At 71.2% G+C, this 22,805-nt stretch carries 26 protein-coding genes; 9 read left to right on the top strand and 17 right to left on the bottom strand.

What is annotated here, in order from left to right; genetic code table 11:
- Window positions 1–559 precede the first annotated feature (559 nt).
- A complete protein-coding gene (locus AB5J87_RS40025) occupies window positions 560–2,974 on the top strand; it encodes a Helicase associated domain protein (RefSeq protein ID WP_369384272.1) in 2,415 nt (804 codons plus the stop codon).
- A complete protein-coding gene (locus tag AB5J87_RS40020) occupies window positions 2,974–3,360 on the top strand; it encodes a hypothetical protein (RefSeq protein WP_369384271.1) in 387 nt (128 codons plus the stop codon). Before AB5J87_RS40025 ends, AB5J87_RS40020 begins: the two co-directional genes overlap by 1 nt.
- A 188-nt stretch (window positions 3,361–3,548) precedes the next feature.
- On the opposite strand, the gene AB5J87_RS40015 is transcribed toward AB5J87_RS40020, so the two are convergent.
- The 5 genes from AB5J87_RS40015 to AB5J87_RS39995 form a co-directional block, all read right to left on the bottom strand.
- Window positions 3,549–3,935 carry a restriction endonuclease gene (locus AB5J87_RS40015; RefSeq protein WP_369384270.1) on the bottom strand — a complete coding sequence of 129 codons (387 nt, stop codon included), beginning with the start codon at window positions 3,933–3,935 and terminating at the stop codon, window positions 3,549–3,551.
- A complete protein-coding gene (locus AB5J87_RS40010; RefSeq protein WP_369384269.1) occupies window positions 3,932–4,120 on the bottom strand; it encodes a hypothetical protein in 189 nt (62 codons plus the stop codon). The genes AB5J87_RS40015 and AB5J87_RS40010 overlap by 4 nt, the downstream gene beginning before the upstream one ends.
- 98 nt (window positions 4,121–4,218) lie before the next feature.
- A complete protein-coding gene (locus AB5J87_RS40005; protein ID WP_369384268.1) occupies window positions 4,219–5,067 on the bottom strand; it encodes a helix-turn-helix domain-containing protein in 849 nt (282 codons plus the stop codon).
- Between the two features lie 10 nt (window positions 5,068–5,077).
- Window positions 5,078–5,632, bottom strand: a complete 555-nt coding sequence (locus AB5J87_RS40000) for a DUF6879 family protein (protein WP_369384267.1) — start codon at window positions 5,630–5,632, stop codon at window positions 5,078–5,080.
- Window positions 5,589–5,867 carry a hypothetical protein gene (locus AB5J87_RS39995; RefSeq protein WP_369384266.1) on the bottom strand — a complete coding sequence of 93 codons (279 nt, stop codon included), beginning with the start codon at window positions 5,865–5,867 and terminating at the stop codon, window positions 5,589–5,591. Before AB5J87_RS39995 ends, AB5J87_RS40000 begins: the two co-directional genes overlap by 44 nt.
- A 191-nt stretch (window positions 5,868–6,058) precedes the next feature.
- Here AB5J87_RS39995 and AB5J87_RS39990 point away from each other — a divergent pair, with 191 nt between their 5' ends.
- Window positions 6,059–6,625, top strand: coding sequence for a hypothetical protein (locus tag AB5J87_RS39990; RefSeq protein ID WP_369384265.1), 567 nt, complete (start codon window positions 6,059–6,061; stop codon window positions 6,623–6,625).
- Between the two features lie 99 nt (window positions 6,626–6,724).
- On the opposite strand, the gene AB5J87_RS39985 is transcribed toward AB5J87_RS39990, so the two are convergent.
- Window positions 6,725–7,537, bottom strand: a complete 813-nt coding sequence (locus tag AB5J87_RS39985) for a hypothetical protein (protein ID WP_369384264.1) — start codon at window positions 7,535–7,537, stop codon at window positions 6,725–6,727.
- Between the two features lie 135 nt (window positions 7,538–7,672).
- A complete protein-coding gene (locus tag AB5J87_RS39980) occupies window positions 7,673–9,601 on the bottom strand; it encodes a pRL2-11 (protein WP_369384263.1) in 1,929 nt (642 codons plus the stop codon).
- 210 nt (window positions 9,602–9,811) lie between these two features.
- Between AB5J87_RS39980 and AB5J87_RS39975 the strand changes: the two genes are divergently transcribed.
- Both AB5J87_RS39975 and AB5J87_RS39970 read left to right on the top strand, forming a co-directional pair.
- Window positions 9,812–10,072: a hypothetical protein gene (locus AB5J87_RS39975; RefSeq protein ID WP_158564905.1), complete on the top strand. Its 261-nt coding sequence runs from the start codon at window positions 9,812–9,814 to the stop codon at window positions 10,070–10,072.
- A 104-nt stretch (window positions 10,073–10,176) separates the two neighbouring features.
- Entirely contained in the window at window positions 10,177–10,458 is a 282-nt protein-coding gene (locus tag AB5J87_RS39970; RefSeq protein ID WP_369384262.1) for a hypothetical protein, read from the top strand.
- Between the two features lie 3 nt (window positions 10,459–10,461).
- Here AB5J87_RS39970 and AB5J87_RS39965 read toward each other — a convergent pair whose 3' ends face one another.
- Window positions 10,462–10,869, bottom strand: a complete 408-nt coding sequence (locus AB5J87_RS39965; protein ID WP_369384260.1) for a hypothetical protein — start codon at window positions 10,867–10,869, stop codon at window positions 10,462–10,464.
- A 138-nt stretch (window positions 10,870–11,007) separates the two neighbouring features.
- Between AB5J87_RS39965 and AB5J87_RS39960 the strand changes: the two genes are divergently transcribed.
- Window positions 11,008–11,274, top strand: coding sequence for a hypothetical protein (locus AB5J87_RS39960; RefSeq protein ID WP_369384259.1), 267 nt, complete (start codon window positions 11,008–11,010; stop codon window positions 11,272–11,274).
- Here the strand turns inward: AB5J87_RS39960 and AB5J87_RS39955 are convergent.
- The 4 genes from AB5J87_RS39955 to AB5J87_RS39940 form a co-directional block, all read right to left on the bottom strand.
- On the bottom strand, window positions 11,253–11,549 hold the full coding sequence (locus tag AB5J87_RS39955; protein ID WP_369384258.1) for a hypothetical protein: 297 nt from the start codon (window positions 11,547–11,549) through the stop codon (window positions 11,253–11,255). The two genes, AB5J87_RS39960 and AB5J87_RS39955, sit on opposite strands and share 22 nt — an antisense overlap.
- 93 nt (window positions 11,550–11,642) lie before the next feature.
- The gene (locus AB5J87_RS39950) at window positions 11,643–12,170 is read right to left on the bottom strand and encodes a hypothetical protein (RefSeq protein ID WP_369384256.1); all 528 of its coding nucleotides are present in this window, start codon (window positions 12,168–12,170) and stop codon (window positions 11,643–11,645) included.
- 81 nt (window positions 12,171–12,251) lie between these two features.
- Window positions 12,252–12,881: a hypothetical protein gene (locus tag AB5J87_RS39945; protein WP_369384254.1), complete on the bottom strand. Its 630-nt coding sequence runs from the start codon at window positions 12,879–12,881 to the stop codon at window positions 12,252–12,254.
- 50 nt (window positions 12,882–12,931) lie between these two features.
- Window positions 12,932–14,203, bottom strand: coding sequence for a replication-relaxation family protein (locus tag AB5J87_RS39940; protein WP_369384253.1), 1,272 nt, complete (start codon window positions 14,201–14,203; stop codon window positions 12,932–12,934).
- 42 nt (window positions 14,204–14,245) lie between these two features.
- On the opposite strand from AB5J87_RS39940, the gene AB5J87_RS39935 reads away from it, so the two are divergent.
- A protein-coding gene (locus AB5J87_RS39935) for an IS5 family transposase (RefSeq protein WP_369384251.1) occupies window positions 14,246–15,054 on the top strand; the annotation gives its coding sequence in 2 pieces (ribosomal slippage) (window positions 14,246–14,594 and window positions 14,594–15,054; 810 coding nt in all).
- Window positions 15,055–15,474: 420 nt separating this feature from the next.
- On the opposite strand, the gene AB5J87_RS39930 is transcribed toward AB5J87_RS39935, so the two are convergent.
- The 5 genes from AB5J87_RS39930 to mobF form a co-directional block, all read right to left on the bottom strand.
- Window positions 15,475–15,903, bottom strand: coding sequence for a hypothetical protein (locus tag AB5J87_RS39930; protein WP_369384250.1), 429 nt, complete (start codon window positions 15,901–15,903; stop codon window positions 15,475–15,477).
- Between the two features lie 842 nt (window positions 15,904–16,745).
- Window positions 16,746–16,943, bottom strand: coding sequence for a hypothetical protein (locus AB5J87_RS39925; RefSeq protein WP_369384248.1), 198 nt, complete (start codon window positions 16,941–16,943; stop codon window positions 16,746–16,748).
- A 197-nt stretch (window positions 16,944–17,140) separates the two neighbouring features.
- Complete coding sequence (locus tag AB5J87_RS39920; RefSeq protein ID WP_369384247.1) at window positions 17,141–17,872, bottom strand: hypothetical protein; 732 nt, start codon at window positions 17,870–17,872, stop codon at window positions 17,141–17,143.
- Between the two features lie 56 nt (window positions 17,873–17,928).
- Window positions 17,929–18,513: a hypothetical protein gene (locus AB5J87_RS39915; protein WP_369384246.1), complete on the bottom strand. Its 585-nt coding sequence runs from the start codon at window positions 18,511–18,513 to the stop codon at window positions 17,929–17,931.
- A gap of 105 nt (window positions 18,514–18,618) precedes the next feature.
- Window positions 18,619–20,508 (bottom strand): MobF family relaxase, encoded by a 1,890-nt coding sequence (mobF, locus tag AB5J87_RS39910; protein WP_369384245.1) that lies wholly within the window; start codon window positions 20,506–20,508, stop codon window positions 18,619–18,621.
- A gap of 360 nt (window positions 20,509–20,868) precedes the next feature.
- Between mobF and AB5J87_RS39905 the strand changes: the two genes are divergently transcribed.
- Together AB5J87_RS39905 and AB5J87_RS39900 are read left to right on the top strand one after the other, a co-directional pair.
- Window positions 20,869–21,174 carry a hypothetical protein gene (locus AB5J87_RS39905; protein WP_369384244.1) on the top strand — a complete coding sequence of 102 codons (306 nt, stop codon included), beginning with the start codon at window positions 20,869–20,871 and terminating at the stop codon, window positions 21,172–21,174.
- 112 nt (window positions 21,175–21,286) lie between these two features.
- Window positions 21,287–22,783, top strand: coding sequence for a ParB/RepB/Spo0J family partition protein (locus AB5J87_RS39900; protein WP_369384243.1), 1,497 nt, complete (start codon window positions 21,287–21,289; stop codon window positions 22,781–22,783).
- Window positions 22,784–22,805: the final 22 nt, after the last annotated feature.

Raw genomic sequence — 22,805 nt, 5'->3', positions numbered from 1 at the left:
GGATATGCCCCGGCAAGCCGGGGCATAGAGCGCGAATTGCGCAAGCGCAATTCGGATTCCCCCGCAAGCGGGGGAATGGAATTCCGCAAGCGGAATTCCGAACGGAATGCAATTCGCGCAAGCGCGAATTGGAGGCGACCGCGCAAGCGCGATCACCGGGGCTGGCTACGAGGGGAGGTGCATCACGCGCGGGACTGTGTAGCGCTTGGGGTTCCTGCCCACCACCCCCGCAACAAGGGTGACGGACCGTCGGCCCGATCGAGTGCCGGCCTCCACCGCAGTGACGGGCTCCGCTGCGCTCCACCCTGACCACCCCCCACCCTCGAAACCGGCCGCTCACGTTCACCAATACCCCGCCAGCATACCCTATGAACCGCACGCGCGGGGCGATATTCGGCCAAGTATCAGCCTCAAGGGGGAAGCTGTCGCGTGGGTGATGCATCACGGGGTACGGGTGTGTAGAGTCTGGGACCAGACACCACCACCCCGGCCCGCCACTCACCGCGCCGGACCCTCATTCCAATTACGCGCCGCATTCCGCGAAAAGGAGAACACGGGAATGGCCGTGAAACTGCGTGAACACCAGATTGAGGCCGTAGCCGCCATCGTGCGCGGCCTCGATATCCCGCCGGGCGGCATTCCCTGGAATGGCTTGCGCGGGCAGGTGCACGCCGCGTGCGGAACAGGAAAGACCATCATCGCGGCAGCCTCCGCAAAGCGAATCGTGCCCAGGGGCCGCATTCTCGTGGTGGTGCCGACCCTCGATCTCCTGGCGCAGACCGTGAAGGCGTGGAGCGAGGCTGGGCACAAGGGGCCGGCCGTCATGGTGTGCTCGCCGCTGGACGACCCGGAGCTGTGGCACCTGGGCGTCCGGAGCACCACCAACCCCGTGCAGCTGGCGCTGTGGCACAGTGCCGGGCCGGTGACCATCTACGCCACCTACGCGTCCCTGGGCGTGCTCGTGGAGGCGTTCGAGGGCGCCTACGGGCAGAAGCTCGACCCGGTGGACCTGGCGGTGGTCGATGAGGCGCACCGGACCAGTGGGTCGATGGGTAAGGCGTGGGCGGACATCCACGACCAGACGAAGATCCCGGCGCACCGCCGACTGTACCTGACGGCGACGCCTCGCATCTGGGAAGAGCGCCTGAACCGCGAGGTCGCCGAAGGGGTACGTGACCCGCTGCCGCGCGAGATGGCGGCCTCCATGGACGACGAGAAGGTCTTCGGGCCGGTCCTGTACAAGCTCTCGTTGGCGTCGGCGGTGTCGCGGAAGCTGCTGGCGCGGTACCAGATCATCGTCCTGGAGCTCCAGGACCCGGTGGTGACACCTGAGCGGCTGATGGGCGAGGAGCGGCACACCGAGGAGGTCCGCGGGCAGCGCCTGGGGGCGCTCCAGGCCGCGCTGCTGCACACGATGGAGCAGCACAACCTCCAGACCTGCATCACCTTCCACCACCGGACCATAGAGGCCGCGGCGTACGCGGAGGGCCTGGAGCGCGTGGCCAAGCGGCTGCACGCTGACCAGCCCGAGAAGTACCCCTCGGAGATCTGGGCGGACTGGCTGTGCGGCGAGCACGTCCCCGAGCGCCGGCGGGACGTGCTGGGCAAGTTCGGCTCCACCGCCCGACGCGCGGTCCTGTCGAACTGCCGCGTCCTCGGGGAGGGCGTGGACATCCGGGCCGTGGACTCCGTGGCGCTCCTGGACCCCAAGGGCGCGCCGCACGACATCGTGCAGGCCATCGGCCGGGCGCTGCGCCAGAAGCCCGGACAGGGGAAGCTCGCCTCTTTGATCGTGCCGGTTTTCCTCCAGCCTGACGAAAGCCCGGAGGACATGTTCACCTCGGGTTCGTACAAGCCGTTGGTGAAAGTCCTTGAGGGTCTGCGGGCTCACGATGAAGAGGCCGTGGAATTGCTGGCGATTCCGCAGGAGCCTCAGAAGGCCGACGTGCAGCCCTCCGAATACATCGGTGCCGCGCCCGCCGATAACGAGGAAGAAACCCGTCTCCTGCTCCGCTTTGCGGCTCCGCGTGATCCGGTGATGGTCGCGAACTGGGTGTCCTTCAACGTGATCGACACGGAGCGGCAGGACTGGGCGCGCGGCTGGGCGAAGCTCAAGGAGTACGCGGAGCGCGAGGGCCACGCCCGGGTGCCGTACGAGCACAAGGAGGGCGCGTTCCCGCTGGGGACCTGGGTCGCGGAGCAGCGACGCGCCTACGGGGCCGGGCAGATGAACGGCCGGCGCGCGGCGCGGCTGGAGAAGCTGGGCATGGCCTGGTCGGCGGCCGACGCGCGGTTCCAGGAGAGCCTGGCGGCGGCCCGGGTGTACTTCGCGGAGCACTGGACGCTGTGCGCTCCGAGGTCGGCGGCCGCGCTCGACAAGCCGGTCGGCCAGTGGCTGTCCAACCTGCGCCGTCCTGGTGCGCTGGCCGAACACCCGGAGTGGGAGGCCGCGTTGGTGGCCGTAGACGAGGACTGGAACCCGTCGTGGCCCACCGAGTGGCAGCGGCACTACGCCGCGCTGCGCGAGCTGGTGCGTGACGAGGAAGGCCCGGCGGAGGTGCTGCCCGGCTTCACCGTGCACGGGATGGACGTGGGGAAGTGGCTGGCGCGACAGCGGAAGCCCGAGGTGTGGGCGGCCCTGGCCGACGGGCAGCGCGAGCGCCTGGAGGTCGTCGGCGTCACCCCGCTCGCCCCCGCTCCGGCCCCGGTGGAGCAGGCCGCGCCGACGGAGCCGTCCACGGCGCCCGTGAGCGCCTTCGAGAGGGGCGTTGCGGCCCTGACGCAGTACAAGGCCCGCACGGGCTCTGTGAAGGTCCCCAGGGCCCACGTAGAGGCGTTGCCGGACGGGACGGAGGTGCGGCTCGGTGTGTTCCTGTCCAACTCCAAGAGCCGCCGGACCAAGCTGACCGCCGACAAGCTGCGGACGCTGGCCGGCCTCGGGCTGGAGTGGGCGGCCACGGAAGGAGCGGCGTGATGAGCGCAGCGGAGGAACAGCGCGTGCAGGACGCCGTACGTCGGCACGCTCGCACCAGGGCCTTCACGGAGGCGGAGGACGTCATCTCGGCCGTGCTGTCCGATCCTGGCGTCCAGGAGGCGCGGGAGCGGGTGGAGGCGGCGGAGACGGAGATGGGCATGGAGCTGGGCGGCCGTCTCCAGGCGTTCCAGGACCGCTACGACCAGGCCGTGGCGGCGGGTGACGCGGACGGGCTCGCCGGGCTCTGTGGGGGCAAGCACGGGCGCTGGGGGCGGATCTGCGTGCTGCCCGGCGGGCACGAGACCTCGATGGAGGAACCGCACTGGGGTCGCAACGGCGAAGGTCGGCCGATCGCGTGGGTGGGCAGCGCACCTGACGACTGGTGAGCGGCAGCGGTGAGAGCGGCGACAGGACCCCGAGCGCACGGGTGCTCGGGGTCCTTCGCTGTCCGGGGCCAGCGGGGCCGCTCCCAGGTCCTACACGCACTGGGGTGCGATGCCCGGGGGTCCTGAGCTGCGGCATCGCACTGGTGTGCGTGTAGGGACTGGGATCTTCGGGGCGCTCCCCCGGCGAACTACGTGGTGGCCGGGGCGGGTTCGGTGAGGCGGTCCAGCCGGGTGTAGAGGGCCTGTACGAGGCGGGCGCGGTTCTGGACGCAGCGGGCGGTGCCGTTGAGCGGGGCGGACAGGCGGCCGTCGGCTTCGCGGAGGATGAGTTCGGCGAGGGCGCCGCGGCCGTCGCTCTTGGGCAGGGCGGCGGCGAGACGCCGGACGTCGGCGGCGACCGCGCGGGCGTGTCCGGTGAGTTGGAGGGCGATCTGCTCGTAGTCGCGGGGCGCGAGGTCCGGGTCCTTCCACGCGAGGACGGCGGTGACGAGGGCCTCGTGCGGGGCACGGTCCAGGGGCAGTTCGGCGTCCAGCAGGCCCTCGGGATCGTGGAGCACGGCGTAGGCCCCGCTCACCGCAGGCCCGCCGCGTCGTCGGCCTGGCCGTGGTCGCCCCTGTCGGCGTCCGGGGCCGGGGCGACGAGGAAGCGGGCGTAGCCGCGTACGGCGCGCTCCAGCAGCGCGGGGGAAGGCCGGCCGAAGTCGGGCCGCTGGAGGCCGGGTCCGTCGGGTGCGGGTCCGGCGGGTGTGGGTGCGCTCATGGCACCGCCTCCGTGTGCTGAGTGGTCGCGTCGGTGTCGTTCGACGCTACGGAGGCTCCGGCTCCGTCCTCAACGAGATTGCGGGAAATTGCGGAAGTTCACCCCAGGGCGTCGATCGCGGCCGTGATGCGGTCGCGGGCGGCGTCGCCGTAGACGGCCATCTCCGTGAGGCCGGCGAACGCCTTGGCGTAGTCGGCGAGCTCGCGCGGCTGCGTCACCTTGATCTCCGCCGTCAGCGTCTCCACCACGGCCACGGTGTCGTCGTGGAGGTAGAACGCCTCCAGCGGCCACACGGTGCGCTGCGCGGTGAACGGGATGATGCCCAGCGAGACGGAGGCGAGCGGCATCACCGCCAGGAGGTGGCGCAGCTGCCCGCGCATCGCCTCGGGGTCGGCGGTGCGGAAGCGGAGGACGGACTCCTCGAGGAGGACGACGTAGCGGTGTCCGCCCTCGTAGAGGAAGCGGGAGCGGGCGATGCGGGCGGCGACCGCTTCGGTGACGTCGTTGGGGGTGCCCTGGAAGCGGGTGATCTGCTCCATGAGGGCGGTCGCGAAGGCCGGCGTCTGGAAGAAGCCCGGGAACACGTTGGAGACGTAGACCCGGCAGACGCGGGTCTGTTCGTGCAGGGTGTTCCAGCTCTGCTGGACTTTGCGCATCCCGTCCTTGTGCAGGCGGCGCCACTCCAGGTACATGGAGTCGACGGCGCGGGCGGTGGCGATGAGGTCGTCGGCCTGGTCGTCCGCGCCGCACGCCGCGCACCAGGCGCGGATGTCCGCGTCGGAGGGCGGGGCGTCGGCCTTCTGGATGCGGGTGGTCTTCGCCGGGTGCCAGCCGCACCGGGCGGACAGGTCCTTCCCGGAAAGGCCGGCGTCCTTGCGCAGGTGGCTGAGGCGCACGGCCAGGGCCTCGCGGGCGGCCTGTGCGCTGGACGATGGGGATGCGCTCACGGTGCTCTGCTCAGTGGTTCTGGACGGTGTACTTCTCGTGCGGGACGCCGCGCTCCCAGACCGCCTCGAAGGCGGCGCGGCACAGGGCGACGGCGGCCGGGTCGGTGGTGCGCTCCTTGCCGTCGGTCGCCCAGTCGCCGGTGCCGGTGAAGTGGTGGAACTGCACGAGCCGGTCGTCCAGGAGCCAGAAGTCGTTGCCGGGCAGCGCGATGTCGGAGGCGCGGCGGCGGGGCAGCCAGCGCACGTCCTCCCCGGCCTGGAGGTTGAGCGGGGTGATGGCGTGCTCGTAGCGGATGTAGTCGGTGACCGGCTCGGAGACGATCCGCGCTCGGCGCATCACCACGCCGCGGGCGACCGCGTCCTGCACGAGCGGCATCCACTGCGGCCAGAACGAGCGGGCCGGGTCGAGGTTGGGGACGCCGGTGGCCAGGAAGGCTGCGTAGTCGTCCGTCTCGTCTCCGACGGCGTACAGGTCGCGCATCTCCAGGTGGACCGCCGTGCGGTGGGTGTCGGCGAGCAGCTCAGCGAACGTCGCGGTGTTCAGCTGCTGCGCGTTCAGCGGCATCGCACGCCTCCCTCAAGATCTGCACCATGTGGAACGGGATCCGGATCACCCGCTCGTGCGGCGGGATCCCCGTCTTGTGGCCGGCGACCCACTGGGTGGAGCCGACCAGGGACTTGAGGAGGGCGTCGGCTTCCTCGCCCTGGAGGACCAGGTCCGCGCTCTCCTCTTCCACCCACACCGTCGCTGATCCCTCACCGCCGGTGTTGGGGTCGATCCCGACGAACCGTAGCGTCATCACGTACTCCCCTGTGACTCGGTTGCGCGTAGTTGCGCAGACCGTCCCGCAGGCCGGGACCGGCGTCAAGGGCGCCTCCGCTGCCGGAGCATCCGGCACCGGGCGGCGGGCCGGAACAGCTCCTGGTCCGTCCGGGTGAGCGCGGGGCCGCGACGGCGGACTCCAGGCGCGCGGGCCTCTAGCGTGCGGCCATGGAACACACCCCGATGCCCGAGCCGCTGCGCCGCGCGGTCAACCAGATGGTGTACGAGGCGGTTGAGCGCTGCCAGGAGGTCATGAGCTACGCGGCCTCGGACGTCGCCCGGGACTGGAAGCGGATGACGCTCTACCGGTCCACCGACGCGGCCGACACCATGAACAGCGTGGCCATGCTGATCGCCGCGTACTGCCAGCAGAACGGCGTGGACCCGGAGACCCTGAACGGCTACCTCCAGCTCAGCCAGCAGCAGAGTCGAGCCGACGGACCCCAGGAGGACGACCGGGCGCACCTGGCGGGCCTGCTCGGTCAGACGGCGCCCGCCGACGCCAGCGAGCTCGGGACGGTGCGAATGCTGTACGGACGCGGGCAGCGCGAGGCGGAGGGCGCGCAGCAACCCGAGGACAGCCCGGAGGTGCTGTTCACGATGGCGTGCCTGCACGGGCTGCGGGCCAAGCTGTGCGACGACCTCGGGTCGCTGGACCGGTTCCCACCGGAGGTGGCCGCGATGGCCCGTCGGGTCGCGGACGCACTCCAAGTGCCGGAGCCGGCCACCGCGTGACGCTGGAGACGCGCGGTCGTTGGACAGCGTGAACCCATTCCGGGCCCCGGGGATGTCATGGCTGATTCCCCCGGGGCCCGTGGCGTGTCCGGCGCTCGGTCAGCTCTGGGTGTCGTCCGGGTCGGTGAGCCAGGTGACGACGTCGGCGTCGGTCATCCAGATCGCCTGCGTCTCGTGAACGCCGTCGTGCTGGACGACGTGGCCGCGGCCTCCGTGCTTGCTCGGCTTCGGCGCGGGGCCGGCGAGCGGGGCGAGGCGCTGCCAGGTGCTGGCGGAGACCCGGGCCAGGATCACCGTGCCGAACATCTCGTGCGGCGCGGCCCCGAGGACGCCGGGGGCGGGCGTGCCGTCGAGGATGACGTGGACGCGGGCGGCGCGTCCGGTCCACAGCGCGGCCTCGAGGGCGGCGACGGCCGGGGAGGTGTGCGGGTCGTCCTTGCCGCGGAACGTCTCCCAGTAGCGGGTGAGCTGGCGCAGCGCGCTGTAGGCGCTGTCCACCGAGACGATGAGCCGGGGCGTGGCGTCCAGCTCGCTGTCGTTGAGGTCGAGGCGGCGCGCCAGTTCCTCCCCGAGGCCGACCAGCGCGTCGTGGATGCCGGCGACGTTCCCGCGGTGGGTGACGGTCGGCAGGCCCCTGGCCCACAGGTGGGAGATCCGCTTGGGGTCGATGACCAGGGCGTGGGCGCCCTGGTGGAGGAACTGGGCGGTCAGGGAGCGCAGCACGGTGGTGCTGCCGCCGCCGGTGGAGGTGCAGACCAGGACGTGCGGGCATTCGCCGGTCAGGTCGACGGCGATGGCGTCGCCGTGGGTGCTGATGCCGATGAGCGCGGTCCCTTCGGGCAGGGCCTCTATCTGCTCGCGCAGGTCGGGGGCGTGGAAGCTGAGCTTCGTGGGGAGCGCGGTCTTGTTCATGGCGGGGTGTTCCTCTTCTGTGTAGTGCCTGGTGAACCGGGTGTTCTCCAGGGCCGGGGGGATCGTGTCGGGGAAAGCGGACAGGTCCGGATCGGTGGGCGGCGGGTCGGATTTCCGACCCGCCACCCACCGCCGTCAGTCCAGGTCGGTGGTGCCGGTGGCGGCCCGAGGCCGGTTGCGGGCCCACTTCTTGAGGTCGCCGACGCGGTAGAGGAGCTCGGCGCCGCGCTTGTCGACCGGGTCGGGGAAGGCCGGGTCGTTGGCGCGGGCGAAGCGCAGCGCGGCCAGGGTGATGCCGGGCAGATGGTGTTCGGCGGCCTCACGGAGCCCCACCGCCTGGTCGTCGCCGTCCGGGGCCGTCGGCGGCGGCGGGGTCTGGTCCGTGGGGCCGCCCGGGTCGGCGGCCGGGGCCGGAGTGAGGCTCCAGGCGTCGGCGAGCGCGCCACGGTCGGCGGGCAGTTCGGTGACGGGCGGCAGGTCGGGGGCGGGCGTGGACCAGGCGTCGGTGAGGGAGCCGACGGGCGGCTTCTGCAGCTGCACCGGACCCGGCTGTGCGCCGACTGCGGGCGGGGCCGGCTTGCCGGTGGTGGCCCACTCGCGGGCTTCTGCCTCGGTGAAGAACAGGATCTGCGTCTCCCGCGCGGACCCGCCGGAGACGACCTGGGCGCGGCCGCGGTGCTTGGTGGACTTCGGCGCCGGATGGACCTCCGGGGCGAGCATCCGCCAGGCATTGACGCTGTATTTGGCGAGGATGCGGGTGGAGAACTGCTCGCGGACCTCCGGGCCTCCCAGGGCGCGGGCGGTGGCGGACTGCGCGACCAGGAGGACGTGCATGCGCAGCTGGCGGCCCATGTAGAGGATCTCGTTGAGCGCGTCGACGGCCGGGGAGACCTTCGGGTCGCCGGACTCGCGGGTCTTCTCCCAGTAGCGGGTCAGCTGCTTCATCGTCGCGTTGACCTCTTCGAGGAGGATCAGCAGCCGCGGACCGATGGCCTTGGGGTCGGCGTCGATGCCCAGTTCGTCGGCGACGCGCGTACGGCGCCGGCCTTCGATGCCGAGGGCGATGAGCTGGTCGTGGATGTCGGCGATGTCGCGGCAGTACGTGACGCCGGGCAGGCCGGACGCCCACGGGTGGGAGATCCGCTTGGTGTCGAGGACGAACACGAGCGAGCCGTGGTGGAGCATCTGGCAGGCGATGCACCGCAGGGTCACCGACTTGCCGCCGCCCGTGGAGGCGTTGACCAGGATGTGCGGGGACTCCGCGTCGAGGTCGACGGTGACGATCCGCCCGGCGGAGCCGATGCCGATGACGGGCGCGGACTCCTTGGCGGCGGCCACGATCTCGCGCATCTTGGGGTCCTTGAAGGCCGCCTTGGCCGGGGGCTTGCGGGTCTTCTTGACTGTCACGTACGTCTCGCGGCCCGCCAGGTGCCAGGAGAAGGTGACGCCCTCCAGGGCGAGCTTGGTGGCGATGATGTCGACGACCAGGTCCTTGGAGAAGTCCAGGCGGCCCGGCACGTCCACGCGGATCACCGCGTCGTCCTCGGAGAAGTTGCGCGGGATGTGGAGGTAGCGGCGCGGGTCGGTCTGCTCCGGCAGGCGCAGCGGCAGCGCGAGGGCCTCGTGGAGCGGGAGCACCCACTCCCGCATCAGCTCCCGGCGCTTGCGGGTCAGCGCGAGGTAGGCCGCGGTCCCGACAGCCGCGGTCGACGCGGCGGCGATCCCGGTCTGCTCCAGCGCGGCAATCGCCGGATCGGGGTTGGCCCATATCTCCTGGGCGGTGGCGACGGTGGCGTCCTGGTGGACCCACCCGGCCTGGTAGCCGCCCGCGCCGACGGCGGCCAGTGAGCTGATGCGGAAGGTCAGGCGCTTCCACCCGGCCCGGTAGGAGGACCGGGAGACGCGGCCTTCGACCTTCGGCAGGACCCGGGTGCCCGACCGCCAGAACGTCGCGTCGGTCTTGCGCTCGCCGTCCATCGGTCGGCCGGCCAGGAACCGGCCGATGCCGAACGCGAGGGATTCGGCGGTCTCCTCCACCTGCTTGTCGAACTTCGTCTGTGCCATCGGTCGTGCCCTTTCGGTGTGCGTCCCGGCACCTCACACCCGGAAGCGGACACGAACCGTAAAGCCGTTGGCCTGTGGATAGAGCGCGGCGAAAAGTGGGCCCTGAGCTGCGATCTGTGGACAACTTTTCGGCCCGAAAATCGGCAGCGGCTCCGCCTGTGCGGCGCGGTCGGTACAACGGTGGGGAGAGATCAACCTGGGAGGGGCTGCATGACCGAACACGACGACGACGCACCCGAGTTCAAGGCTGCGGTGGAGCGCGCGAAGCAGTACGAGGCGATGGCCGCCCGGTACGTCAAGAAGGCGTTGGCGGGCGAGGCGGGTGCGGCGCAGATGGCGCAGACGTTCGCGTCGTTGGCGGCCGCTGCCCGGATGGAGCGCCTGGACTGGCGTATGCGGGTGCTGGGCGACCAGCTCGGGGACGTGAAGAAGGCGATGGACGGTCTTCGCCGCAAGCTGCCCGAGCGGTGACGTCCATCGAGTCCGACCACATCACCGACCCCTGACCGCCCCCTGTGGGCCGTACGGGTGACTGTGCTGGTCAACAGGGGTGCGAGGGCCGGACTATGAGGGCTATGAGTACAGACGAGCCTGATGTTCCGCCGACCGACCTCCAGCCGGGCGACTCCCTCACCGGCTCCGCCTGGCCGGGCATCCTGGTCACGGCCTTGCCCGTCGCCACGGCGGTCACGGTGGCCGGGCGGGTGGCGAAGGCGCACATCGAGCAGCGCGGCGCGACGGAGCGGACGGCCATCGAGCAGCGCGGCGAGACGCAGCGCGCGGTCATCGCTGCCGAGGTCGAGCGTGAGCGGATCCGCCGGCCTCAGCTTCCGGCCGGCGACGGCGACGCCGCCTGACCGCTACTCGGTGGTGTGCTCAGGGTCCGGCAGTTGGGGCGGGAAGTGGCGCTCCAGGATCTCCACCCACCGGTGCAGGACCACGAAGCCGGTGGTGTCGGCCTGCGCCTGGACCAGCTCGGTCAGAGCGTCGACGAACGGCTGGGCGGGGCTGCCCGGCGGCAGGCTTTCGGCAGCCTGCTTCAGCCGCTCGTGCACGGTCGGGAAGAGCTCCTTGGCCCACGCGTCCTGTTCCTTGATGCGCCGGGAGCCTGCCTCCAAGCTGATCTGCATGACGGTCCACTCCGGGCAGTCGGAGGTATGCCAGATCTCGTACGGCGTGCCGCCCGCGACGCGGACGTTCTCCCGGGCGGGGCCCGCTGTGCAGTCCGGGCACAGTTCGCCCGGCGTCTCCGCGAAGCCGTTCTTCATCGTCTCGCTCCCTCCGCCTGGAAGCTCACGAGCCTGCCACGGGAGATCACGCGGTGACCAGGGCTTTGCCGCGAGGCCCTTCGCACGAGGCAGGGGCAGGGGTGGCCTTGCGCGGGGTCGGTCGTCCAGGGTGGGGCGATGAGCGCACTGCGACCCGGTGACATCACCGACGAGATGATCCAGGCCATGGACGCGGCCAAGCGGCAGGGACTGCAGAAGGACCTGCGCACCCTCGCCGCCAACATCCGCGCCGACGCCGAAGGCCGGTACGACAGCGCGGAGCCCGGGTGGCGGGCCGGAGTCGAGTGGACGCTGCTGTGGATCGAGAACACCGCCGCCCAGCTGACCGAGGGCACCCCGGGCGGCGGGGCCGGCGGCCGGGGTCAGGGTGTGTCGCCGGAGTAGTGGAAGCGGCAGCTGATGCCGGGGCCGGGTGTGCGGGGCTCGCCGGGCTGCGGGTCGTAAAGGGCGCGGCCGCCGGGCCACCGGGACAGCTCGGTGGTCAGGGCGACGCCGTCGTCGACTTCCTCGGTGCGCCAGCCGTGGATGTCGAGCAGCAGGCCGTCCAGCGGGCCGCCGACCAGTTCGGCATAGGTCCGGTGCGGGAGCGGGCCGGGGTTCGGGTCGTCGTGGTCCGCGCCGTAGACGCGACCGGTCAGCAGCTGCTCGTCACCGTTCATCCGACCAGCCTTCCAGCCGGCACCGACAACGGGTGCGGAGACGGCGTCGGGCCCGGCCGGGGTGGCCGGGCCCGAGGCGGGAGCGATGCGGTGCTACTGGGTCTGGAGGGCGCCGCGGTCGATGAGGCCCTGGATGTAGGGCGGCCAGTCCCGCTCCAGGCTCGTGGTGATCGCGGCGTGGACGTCGGCGCGGACCTGTGGGGTGACGTGCTCGACTTGGCCGCCGGGGTAGTACAGGCGCACCCCGTCGCGGCTCGCGTCGCACAGGATGGCGTGGGCCTTCTGCACGAGCGTCATGTAGAGCTGCGGGACCGGTGCCTTGACGAGTTCGTCGATGACGGCTTCGTAGTCGGCTCCGAAGTCCGCCCAGTCCTTGCCCTGCTTGTCGAGCCAGAGGGTGACGTCGGAGAAGAAGACCGCTTTGCCGGGCCCCTCGTTCTGGTCGCGGGCCAGGCCGGTGGCGAGGTCGAGCGCGATGCCGGCGCCTTTGCTGACGAGGTGGCGGGGGATCATCTGCGGGGCGATGGCCAGGGCGCACTCGCCCCAGCCGTCCTGGGTCTTCTCCGGCCAGGGCAGCCCCAGCACGAGCCAGCCGTCCGGACGCAGCAGCGTGTTGTTCACCGTGTTCTTCCCCCTCGATGACGTCGGTGGTCTGTGTCGATCTTTCCGCCCGGTGGCGTGGGCGGACAAGGCGGCCTCCGGTCAGATGACCTCGCGGTCGCTCTGGTTCACCGAGCCCAGGCCGATGAGCAGCACCAGGGCCGGGTCCACTCCCCCGCCGGGCGCGAGGCGTTCGACGCCGCCCTCGCCCACCGCCTGGAGCAGCGCCTCGAACTCGAGGTCGGGCAGGACGCCCGTGGCGACGGCCCCGACCCGGACGGCGGTGTCGTCGTCCAGGCCCTCGATCGCCTTGCGCACATCGCCGACCGTCAGCGCCCGGTGCAGCAGGCCCTGCCGGTCACTCGCCATGCCGAACTCGAAGGTGTGGCGGCCGTCGTGGCCGTCGAACAGCAGACACGGCGTCGGGTCGTCCGGGGCGTGCTCGGTGTCGCGGTCGGTGCAGGGCGGAAGATTGACCAGCTCACGGGCCCCGGGCCGCCAGCGCAACCACCAGTTCCCGTCGCTGGCGGTCTGTCCGAGGGCGTAGTGCCACTCGCCCTCGTGACCGGACTCCACCTCGCACCAGGTGAAGTCCTCCAGCGCGTTCGCGCCGAAGCGCAGGTTGGCGAGCTCACGGTGTTCCTCCACCGTCAGCTGGGTGGCCACCGCACAGTTCTTGCGCACCAGGGACACGTCGATCGGCTCCTTCACGTCGTTGTTCGCGGTGCTCATCCTCGCCTCCGGCCGGGCCGCCTGTCCGGCCGGAGACGGAAGCCGCCCGGCTACCGGCGGCGCCCGAACAGCCCGCGGGGCTTCACGGCCGGCGCTTCTGCCGCCGCGCGTTCCGCCTCTTCCGCCTGGCGGCGCGCGACACGCTCAGCCTCCGCGCGGTCGGCGGCCTGCTCCGCGCACGATCCGCACAGCCCGTCCCACTGGCCGTGCCACGAGGATCCCGCGGTTACCTGCCAGCGTTCGTCGGTGAACTTCGTCCCGCACCGCGTGCACACCGGCCGCTGCGCCTCGCGCTCCGCGGCCTTGCGTTCCGCCTGCCGCCGGCGGGACTGTTCCTCTTCCCTCCGGTAGAGCCGCTCGCCGTCCGGGTTGTCCAGGGCCTCGCTCAGCGTCTGCCACTCATCGCGCCCGAGCCGCCGCCACACCTTCCCCGCGGCCCCGGCCGGGTCGGCGGTGATCCGCTCCAGCTCGGTGACGACCACGGGCACCGCCTGGTGGTAGTCGACGGCCGTGAACCCGGCCCACGGGTACCGGGTGCCGGCGAAGTAGCGGCGGGCGGCCTGCTCCAGGCGCCGCATCCGGCTCTCGCGCTGCGCGGCGGTCTTGCCCGTGAACACGAACGCCACCGGCACGTAGCCCTCCCGCCCGGTCGCCGGGTAGATCCGCGACCACAGCCGGAAGTCGTGCACCGCCGCCCCCTGCCGCCGGGCGGCCTTCTCCCTGTCCTTGTTGGCCTTCGGTGCCAGGAGCTCGAACCAGTCGTTGTAGCGGCGCAGCTTCGCCGTCAGGTCGTCGACGGGCTCGTTGACGCGGTCGACCTCCAGGAGCATCGCGGGCACCCCGGCGTCCGGGGCGCGCATCGTCAGGTCGGCGTACTGGGTGTACCCGTACGGGAGGCGGTGGGCGATCTCGGTCTGCCAGGACAGCGGAGTGCCGTACCCGGCCCCGGTGAGCACGGCCGCGGTCGAGGTGACGGCGGCGGCGTGTTCGTCGTAGCCGTCGCCGTCGACCGGCTCTCCGTCGTCGTCGTACTGGAGCTTGCGCAGCACGGACATCCGCGCGCTCTTCGGGAGCAGCTGCTTGGCTTCCTTGTGTCCTCGCTCGGTCAGCACCCATAGCTGGTGTCCCGACTCCAGTCGTGTCTCCACCCGGACCTTCCCCTCGCCCTTGAGGGCGTTGAGGGTGTCCCTCGTGCACCGGTCGTGCCGGTCTCCGGGCCGGAGCATCCGCCACAGGTGTTCAGCGGTAGCCCTCTGGAAGATCCCCAGAGCCTTCAGCACTTCCTTCTTCCTGGTGTGGGTCGGCTTCCATGTCTGCTTCAAAGACTTAGACGTAATCTCATTTGGCTGGGTAAGCTGCCCGTCATGGTGGGGATCGTTGAGCGGCTGGTGCCGGACGAGTTGTGGCAGTTGTTCCAACGGGTGGTGCCGGAGGCGCCGTCGCGGCCGCAGGGCGGGGGTCGGCGTCGGTACGGCGACCGGGAAGTACTGGCCGCGATTGTCTTCGTGGCCACGTCGGGTTGTACCTGGCAGCAGCTGCCTTCTGCGTCGTTCGGCCCCTCCGGAGCGACCGCCCACCGGCGGTTCTCGGAGTGGTCGAAGGCCAGGGTGTGGGCCAAGCTCCACCGCCTGGTCCTCGACGAACTCGGTGCCCGTGGCGAGCTGGACTGGTCGCGTTGCGCGATCGACTCGGTGAACATGCGAGCCCTGAAAAGGGGGACCTGACAGGTCCGAATCCTGTCGACCGGGGCAAGTACGGCTCGAAGATCCACCTGATTACGGAACGGTCGGGTCTGCCCATATCCGTCGGCATTTCCGGTGCCAACCTCCACGACAGCCAGGCCCTAATCCCGCTCGTGAAGGCCATCCCGCCGATCCGCTCACGCCGCGGCCGCCGACGGCGCAAGCCCGGGAAACTCCACGCCGACAAGGGCTACGACTACGCCCACCTGCGGCGATGGTTACGCGAACGCGGCATCACCCACCGCATCGCCCGCAAGGGAATCGAGTCCTCGCAGCGGTTGGGCCAATACCGCTGGACCGTGGAACGCACCATGTCCTGGCTCGCCGGCTGCCGCCGCCTCCACCGGCGCTACGAACGCAAGGCCGTCCACTTCCTCGCCTTCACCAGCATCGCCTGCACTCTTATCTGCTACCGCAGGCTCTCCAAATGAGATGACTTCTTAGAAGGGTTGTCGAACGCATCGCCGGACCCTGACTTCCCGGGCTGACCTGCGCGGACGCGTCCGGCGAACAAAGTGGCCGTGGAGGGGGCGATGGAGGGGCCCATGGAGGGGGCCGGCGGGGCCTGGTCGACGCCGTCAACGGGGCTGCGGTCGGCCGGCTCGTGCGGCTCGAAGGCGGGGGCGGGCGTGAGGTCGGCGGGCACGGTGTCCTCGGATTCTCCGGCCTGCGGGCCGGGTCGGCAGTCATCCGGCCCGTACGCGGATGTGCGCGCGGGCCGGGGCCACCGTGAGGAAGCACCCCTTGACCGTCGTCTAACGATCAGCGAGAGGGGGTGTCCGATTCCTCCTTGACCACCCCCATGTCGTGCGGGTTTGTCCGTGGCCGACGCCACATCTCCCGACTGGAGTTCAGCGGGCGGGCCGGGTGCTGGACGGCGAGGCTCCGCGCCGCCAGTCCGAGGGCTTCTGGCCGCGGAACGTCTCGCCGCTCTCGATCCGGGCCTTGTTCCGGGCGAACTCGCGCTCGGCTGCCGACAGCTTCCGGGGCGCGCAGCCGGGGTGTCCCCAGCCGTCGGTCACCTTCGTGATGACCTCGCCCTTGGCGTAGTCCTTGAAGCAGGCCGGGCAGGTGCCCGGGTAGGCGGCCCGCACCGATCCGCGCGGCAGCGGCACCGTCTTCTTCGCCGCCGTCTTCTTCGCGCCCGGCTTCCCGCCGCCCGCCTTCTTCTTCGCCGCCTGCGCCCGCTTGATCGCCTCGCGCTGCGCCTTGCCGGGCCTCTTCTTCGGCTGCTGCCCGCGTGCCGCCTTGGCGGCCTTCTGTGCCGGGGTCTCTCCCACGCGCGGATCGTAGAAGCCGACACGCGGCGGGCGGCGCGCGCCACGCGCATCGGATGGCCGGGGCGGTGGCGCGCGGGTGCGGACCGGCGCGCGCATGGTGCGTTGAGTTGCGCGCAATGGAACGCACCACCCACCCGATGGAGCGCACCGAGTGGACTCCACCCACGCCTGGTGCGCTTCACGGTGGCCTCCACTCTCCACTCGGTGCGGACGATGTCGTGCACTCCCACCCGGTGGAACGCACCGCGATGCGGCGATGCACGGCATCCTCCGCACCGCGCGCCACCCCTACGGACGGTGACGGTGCGCGGTGCGCCGGGAGGGAGAGATCTCCCCTACCGCACCGGGCATCAAGGGCACGGTGCTGGGCGTCTCGCTGGTGGTAGCGGAGTGTGTCAAGGGGAAACGTCGAAGATCACGCCGAAACTCATGGGTGGACAAGGGTTGCTTTCCATCCGATGGGCTGGGTGGAATCCGGCGGCACACCCGGTCAAGGGGGGTGCATCGAGTGCACCGCATCCGATGCACCGTCACCCTCCGTACACACATCGAGTGGAGCGGACAGGAGTGGCGGCCACTCCGACGCGCGGCAGTGGAACGTGCGGTGCGGCGCACCGGTGCGGTGAGTGCGGCGCGCCGGTGCGGTGGTGCGGCGGGTGGGAGTGCACGGCATCGTCGGTGGCCGCACCGGTGCACCCGATGCACCGCACCACCGCACCGGATGCCGGGATGTTCCGCACTCCCCCACCGGATGGAGCGCACCGAGTGGACCGGCCGACCCGCACCACCGTGGACTCCACTCCCCTCCGTGCACGGTGCGCGGTGGACTCCACCGTGCCCACTCAGCCCCGGCGCCGGCCCCGCGCGGTGCGCCACAGGTTCGGCCGGCCACCGGGGTACTGCCGAGAGCGGGAGCGGCCACGGACGCGCGGCGACGTCGGCAACGGGTACAGCGCCATGCGCAGCCGAGCGGCGTCGGCGAGCTGCTCCAGGCGCTCACGCTGCTCCGGCGAGAGGGACAACCGGACCGGTTCAACCATGCGGGCCTCCGTAGTCGGGTGTGGTCTCGCACCCTCGCCCCTGACCGTCACCTCCAGGACGTGCGCGTCGATCGCGTCCCGGCAGGTGCGCCGACGACTTCGCCCTGCGTCCCGCGAGGCGGAGCGCGGCCGGTCCGCGCGTACACGCGGGCGCCCCACGGACGGCTGGTCCGTGAGGCGCCCGGATGCGACGGCAGTCAGCTCTGCATCATGGCCTCGAGGTCGCTGAGCGACAGCTCGTTCGTGCCACGGTCCGCCGCCTTGCTCTGCGTCCAGGAAACGATCGCCGGGTGCGCATCCTCGTACTGGGCGCCGGCAGTCGTGTGCTGCCCGTCCGTCGTGGCGACCTGGGTGAGGTAGGCGGCCAGGGCATGCGGGCCGCCGCCGTTGTACCCGATCTCGTAGCCCAGGCCGTTCCTCTGCGGAAGGAACGACAGGACGCCCTTGTCCGTCCGGGCCCAGAACAGACCGCGGCCGGTGTGGAAGCGGCTGAAGACGTCGTCCGGGCGCAGTTCGAGCGGAGCGTACGTCGTGTAGCTCCACTGGTCCGTGCCGCCGGCACCCGCGTGCTTGAAGTGCTTGCCGACGACGGGCAGCCCGTACTCGGGGTCGTAGAAGGTCCGGCGGCACATGCAGCCTGAGCCGCTGATCGCCGACGGGCTGCTGGGGTCCTCCGTGACGCACGGGTGGAACAGAGTCGGGATGTCCGTGGACCGCACGAGGGTGCAGTGCATCGCGTTCGGTTCGCACCGCACCAGCCTGCCCAGCCACTCCTGGAAGTGCGGTGTCACGGTCTGCTGAGCCTCGATGTCCAGCACGGCGTTCAGCGACGATGTGGCGGCGCCGCGCTGGGGCTCGGTGTAGAGGACGAAGTTCAGGTAGCCCTTCGTCGGATCGGTCAGGTTCAGATCGCGGGCCTCGTAGGGCACGTGGCGCTCCAATGCGGGGGCTTGGCGGCCGGGCGCGGCCGCGGGAAGGGGGAGGGTCAGCCGACGCGGTGTTCGGGGCGCAGGGTGAGGCCGCCGTACAAGAACTGCTCGGCATCGTCCGGTCCGAGTCCGAGGGCGCGGCAGACGGCGAGTCCTTCGGCGTCGCGGACGAAGGCGAGCACGATCTTCTCGCTGGCGGGGTCGGCCATGGTCCGGCGGGCGGCTTCGATGGTGTGGGCGACGCAGCCGGTGGTGCCGTCTTCCACGATGTCCCGGCGGGTGTGCTCATCCCAGACGTTGAGCTGGAGGTTGGCGCCCTCGGTGGAACAGTCCTCCTTGGAGTCCGCGCCGAGCACGCACCGTCCGAGCAGCGCGGCGTGGGCGTGGCGTTGGAGGTAGACGACCTTCCCCAGGACTTCCTCAGCGTGCTTTTCCAGATTCTTCTGGATCATCTCCCGGGGCATGATCTGGACTTCCGAGCCCGAGGACCTCGCCCGGATGAGGAGCGCCGACACGGTCTTGGCAAGGTCGTCGGCCATGCTGAGCAGGCCCACCAGGTTCACGTCGCCGCGCTGGCGGGGCGGGGGCAGTTCGTCGGGGTAGCTCTCCAGCGGTTCCAGCGGTTCGTGCAGGTCGGTCAAGGTTCCTCCCGTGCCGGGTGCCAACGCCCCGATTCTCAGTCCGGTCCGCCGGGCCTCGGGGGTGAAGTCGCCAATCGGCCAGCCGCTGGCCGATTGGCGTCCCCGTCAGCGGTCCCGGCCCGCTCCCCTGCCCTGATCGGGCTGCGCTGTGTGGTGCTGCTGCTGGCGGGCGGGGTCGTCGGCATCCTTGGCCGGCTGCTGCGGCTGCGGTCCGTCCGCGACGATGCGGGCGCGGGCTTCGGCGGCCTGGGTGAAGGCGGCCAGCCGGGCGAGGTTCTTCGGTGTGTGCAGCCACGTCGCGGGATCGGTCGTACGGCCCTCCAGGTACTCCTCGGGCATCGCGGCCTGCTGGTGGGCGTGAACAGCGGCGGCCTGCTGCGCCGGGGTGAGGACGGCGTCCCGGTCCGGGTGGTCGACGGCGTGCGGCGCCGCCTGGTCGTGGTTCTGGTCTTCATCGCGCGCGGCGGCCGATGCCGTCGCGGCCGGCGCTCCGTCCCGCGCGGAGGCAAGGATCCGGGCGTCGCGGATCGCGTTCTGCAGGGCGAGGCTGGCGACCCGGGCGCGCTCGTAGCGGCTCGACTCCCGCGGCGGCTTGCCGCCGGTGCCAGCGATCCACCAACGGTGCGGCCAGGCGAAGTCCGCGGTGTAGGTGAGCTGATCCGGCGCCGGGGCCCGGCGGCCCTTCTGCGGCGCGGTGAGCTGACGGGAGTGCCGGGACAGGGCCGCATCCGCGATGTAGTCGTCCAGGCCGCGTGTGAACGCACGGCCGCGCAGGGTCTCCAGCAGGTGCCGGCGCGCTTCGGCCAGGACGTGGCGGCGAGCGAAGGAGTTGCGGACGGTGAAGACGATCGCGGCAACGTCGACGGCGGCGAGCGCGGTGTCCACCACCGGGCCGACCCGGGCCCGGATCGCCTTCCCGGCCGCACGGCACCGCTCCAGCAGCCCGTCGACCATCTCCTTGCCGAAGCGCAGGATCGCGGAGGTGCGCCACCACGCGCGCAGCTGCTCCAAGGGCTTGGGGGTCTTCTTCGCCCGGCGGGTGTCCTGCGCCGCCCACCAGCCCAGGCCGTGGCGGCCGCGCTCGCCGGGCAGCCGCTTGTGCTCCTGGACGTACTCGTCGGTGAGGCGCTCCAGCACCGGCGCCATCTGCTCGCGACGGGTGGAGGACCAGTCGATGAGCTCCTGGTCGACGCCGGCCACCTCCATCACGGGGCGCAGGCCCGGCGTCACCTCCCGGGGCACCGTCGCCAGCCCGAGCTCCTCGCACACCTCGGTCGTCATCGTGAGGGTGTAGAGCGTCCCGGCCGCCACCACGTGCTGGTAGAGGCGGACCGTGTCCAGCGCGTACCAGGAGCCGTCCGGGCGCTGCGCCCGGTTGAGGACCAGACAGTGGTCGTGGAGTAGAGGAAAGCCGTCCCGGTTGTCCCAGTGCCGCCACTTCGCGACCACCAGGGCCGGTGCCTTCGCACGCTGACGGCCCGACGACCACCGGGTCTCTGCGACCTCATCCTCGAGCCAGCGCAGCGCGGTGGCGATGGCCCGCTCGTGCGCCCGCTCGATGACGCGCCGGGTGTGGTCGTCTCCCAGCGCCCACAGCACGATCAGGGACGCCTGCGCCCGGAAGGTGTAGTCGAGCGCGAACAAGGGGGTCGCCTTGCGTCCCTCGATCTCTTCGATCGGCTGCCCGAGGACGGTGGCCAAGCGGGCCGCCTCCGGGGCGGCGCCGTCGTCCAGGAGCTCGCGCTCGATCCGGTCGGCGTCCGGGTGCCGGAGCTGCCCGAAGACCAACTCCATCTGTCGCTCGGTCACCGTCTGCCCGGCGGTGAGCCCGAGCGCGGCCAGGCCCCGCCCCATCCACACTCCGGGCGGAAGGCCGGCCTTCTCCAGGGCGCCCTTCAGGGGCTGGCCGACCGGGCGTCGGCCGTCCCCGAAGGCGACCCCACGCACGTAGTAGCGCCACGCATTCCGCCTCTGAACCTTCGCAACACTCAGCATCCCGGCAGCGAACACCGGCTCTGACCTGCGAATAAAGCCCGATCCCGTGAGGCGGGAGGGTTCACCGCAACTTCACGGCCGATCCCGCCTGGCGGGCATCTGAGGCGACGTCTGGCCCGCCAGGCGAACACCACCTGGGGCCAGGCAAATGCTGCGCGACAGCCAGCCCCACCCACCTCACACGCCTCAAAAACGCCAGGTAACCGACTCCAGCCGTACCCAGCGCACCTTCACGTACCGCTCCCCCCGGCGACGACCAAGGACGTCCCACCCGCACTCGTCACCACCGACTCCACACCCGAGCGAGACACCCACCGCCCCCGGCAACGCCGGGGGCTTCGTGCTTCCTGGAGGACCGACGTGCCGACCTACGAAGCCCTGCCCCGCTTCACCACCGACCTGGACCGCCTCACCCCAGAACAGCGCCGCCGATTCCGCCAGACCGTGGCGGCCTTCGTCGAGGACCTGCGTGCCGGAGGACGATTCCGCGCCGGCCTCCGCGTCAAGCGTGTCCAGCGCGCATCCGGCGTCTACGAACTCACCTGGTCCATGGGCGCTGGCCCCGCAGGCCGCGCGACTTGGCAGTACGGTCCGGCGCTCCGTCCCGGCACCCCGCACGTGATCTGGCGCCGCATCGGCACCCACGACATCCTCACCGGCCCCTGACGCGAGGTCCCCCCGCTACTTTCCCGCGTGAAACCAAGTCGGTCCGGCTGAGGCCAGGGGCGGCTGGCCGCTAGGGTTCGGTCCGACAGGTTGCACCACCCCGGAGGAAAAGATGACGACGCCGCTGCCTCGGCCGAAGCGTAAGAAGAAGGGCGAGGGCGGCGGTAGCGGCACTCTACGAGCCGACCGCGAGAAGGCCGGCCTCACGGGCAGCCAGGACATCCACGCTCTGCCTCCCGAGGACGGCGAGCTCCTGGAGCTCGACCCGGAGACCATCTCGCCCAACCCGATGAACATGCGGCTTGAGCTGCGGGACATGGACGCGATGATCGCTGACGTAGGCGAGCGCGGTGTCCACACGCCGGGCATCGTGATGCACACCAAGGTCTTCATGGAGTGCTATCCGCAGTGGGCGTCCAGGGTGAAGCACCCTGACCGAACCTTCATCCTCGGGCCTGGCCACCGACGGCACGCGGCTGCGCTCGCGACGGGACGCATCATGCCTGCGGTCCTTCGCGATGACCTCGCCCGGAACCGCCGCGTCGAGGAAGAGCTGGTCTCCGAGAACAACAGCCGCGCCGGTCTCTCGCCGATCGAGCAGGCCCTGGCGATCGACCTGCTGCGCCAACGCGTCCACGAGGACGAAGACCGGGCCCTCAGCTTCGACGAGGTCGTCGAGCGGGCCGGATACACCGCAGGGACGGTGTCGAAGTACCTCGCGCTCCTCAAGCTCCCCGAAGAAGTTCAGCAGGCGATTCACATCGGGGACCTGTCGATGCGCGCCGGCTACTCGCTCTCGCTGCTCAAGGACGCCGACGGGAAGAAGGAGTCTCCGGAGGCCCACGCTCTCCAGCTGCGCGGTTGGCAGCTGATGCGAGACGAGAAGCTCTCCGTCGAAGCGGCCAAGAACCGGCTGACCCTGGAGGGGCAGCCCCAGTTTCACGCGGGAAACTCGCCCTCCTCCCCCGTGGCTGTACCGGAGCCGCGAGACGAGAGCAGCCCCCAGGCCGGAGAGCCCCAGGCCCCTTCCGGTGAGACGCCGAAGCCGGAAGCACCCTCCGGTGGAAGCGACGCGGCGCCGCAGGGCGAGACCGCTGCCGCCCCGGACGCCGTCGCGGTCATCGAGACGACCGATGGAGCCGCGCCAGCCGCTTCGCCGGCCCCGGCCGTCGATCCCGAGGTGCTCCGCAAGGCTGCGGCGGACCAGCGGGACCTGGCGTGCCGACTGCTGCTCGCTGAGGAGCGGTTCGCAAAGGGAGCGGAGTCGAACGCCCGCCTCGTCACCGTGGTGCTCAACCCGAACGAGTGGAAGCAGGCCGCGGCCAAAGCCCACGCGTGGCTGGTGGAGCTCAAGAAGGGGCCGTCCAGCAAGAAGCGCCCCACCGACTACTTCGCGGCCGTCGCCGCATCCGAGGACTCCGGCCTGATGCACCGTGCCGCCTTCGCCATCGGCCTGGCTGCCGACGAAGTACGGGCCGCTCAGCCAGACCGGGCGTGGGACGCTCGCGACGTCGCGCACGTTCAGTTCCTCGCCACCAGCCGCGCCTCGTACCAGCTCAGCGAGTGGGAGCAGCAGCAGGTGGAGCTACTTTCACGCGGGAAACAGTGACCGCCCGCCCCCGACAGGACGG

This window comes from Streptomyces sp. cg36 (genome assembly GCF_041080675.1).
In the GTDB taxonomy this organism is placed as follows: Bacteria; Actinomycetota; Actinomycetes; order Streptomycetales; family Streptomycetaceae; genus Streptomyces.
Note: the sequence above shows the minus strand (reverse complement) of the source record. Positions and strands in the feature narration are given on the sequence as shown.